The 1,649-nt window shown below is 41.4% G+C and carries 1 protein-coding gene; it reads right to left on the bottom strand.

Annotated features, from left to right (window positions below; genetic code table 11):
• A partial coding sequence (locus Q0212_RS14140; protein ID WP_297926624.1) for a DEAD/DEAH box helicase occupies positions 1–1,549 on the bottom strand: 1,549 nt, incomplete at its 3' end.
• Positions 1,550–1,649 lie beyond the last annotated feature (100 nt).

Raw genomic sequence — 1,649 nt, 5'->3', positions numbered from 1 at the left:
ACCGTTTTTTAACTTCGGTATATTTTGAGGGTAGTATATCGATGGCTGTTATTTTTTTAGAATGACGTATAGCATTCAGGTCTTCTAAAAACTCAATTGATACACTAGAAGATTCAAAATAACTATCATCTATATTTCTAAAAAAAGCATGAGTCTTTTTTAATCCAAACTCGCTATGCTCAGGCGTTAGCCATTCGTAATACTCAGCCAACCCACAATGATAAGTCACTTTGATACTGTCGGGCTTGCCTTGTTTTTTGTGTATCTTAAAGCTCACGCGGTCAACATTTACACGTTGCACCTTGCGTTGGTCTGACAATACCGCACCATCAAACGCATTTAGCTCAAGGTTGCCTTCGGGGTCACGCTCAAAAATATGGCCGCACTCTGGACACTCACGGACGGCGGCATGAAGTATGGTTTTACATGACGGGCATTGTTTGGACGGTGCTTCGCCTTCGCCTTCACCTTTAGCTTTAACCGTCACATCATCAATACAACCATGGCGCAACACGTTGCCGCCATAGTCCAATAACAAAGCATTCTTTTTATTTGGGTACAATCTCATAACACGGCCAACAATTTGCACATAAAGCGCGGTTGACTCAGTGGCGCGAATAAGGACGCACATATCCGCAATCGGAAAATTAGAGCCTGTCGTGAGTATGTTGACATTGACTAAACACTTTAGGCGACCTTGTGCAAAGTCATCTAAAATATAATCATTGTCGCTTTGTGAGTGATAACAAGCTGCGTTAATATCATGCTCTGTTATCAACTCTTGAGTAACTTGTTCAGCGTGTTCAATTGATACACAAAAGATTAGCCATGCTTTACGGTCAATGCCTTTTTTAACAATATCCGCGACTATCTCGACCGTTTTACTCATGTATAACGATTCTAGCGCACTGTCTAAAAACTCACCTCCTTTGTGCTTAACCTTGCTTACATCAACTTTAACACCTCCACCGTTTGACACCACAGGGCATAAAAAACCACGTTTAATAAGTAACTTAACATCAATTTTATAAACGACACGCTCAAAAATAGGCGTTTCCCATTGTGTTAAATAACCACTGTCTAAGCGGTACGGGGTGGCGGTAAGGCCAAGTATTTTTAAGTCGGGGTTGACTTCTTTTAGGTTACTAATAAGTTTATGGTATTGCCCTGCGGTATCAGGTGCAACAAGATGACATTCATCAATGATAAGTATTTCATAGTGTTGGATTGTGGCATTGGCTATACTTTGAATCCCTGCAAAAACTATTTGCGCGTCTTGTGTTTTTTGGTTCAAACCTGCACTATAAAAACCCGTATCAGCATCAGGTAACAAGTTTTTTAACTCAGCCTCGTTTTGCTCTAATAATTTTTTTCGATGCGTTACGACCAATACGCGCACGTCATGAGTGATTGAGTCGTGGCATATTTTGCCAATAATAAGGCTTTTACCTGCTCCGCATGGTGCTTCAATGATGCAGCTTGTACCGTTCTGCCAGTACGCATAGGCGCTCTCTACAGCGTCTTGCTGATAATCTCTTAATGTAATCATGTCGGTTTCTCGGTTGCGTGAGACAATGCTCACGCTTTAGGTATGGTTTATTTTTGGCTTGGCAAATGCTTTGCAAACTCTGACCACAGCAACGGCATAG

The organism is uncultured Agitococcus sp. (assembly GCF_937920075.1).
In the GTDB taxonomy this organism is placed as follows: domain Bacteria; phylum Pseudomonadota; class Gammaproteobacteria; order Pseudomonadales; family Moraxellaceae; genus Agitococcus.
This window is presented reverse-complemented; position numbering and strand designations above follow the sequence as displayed.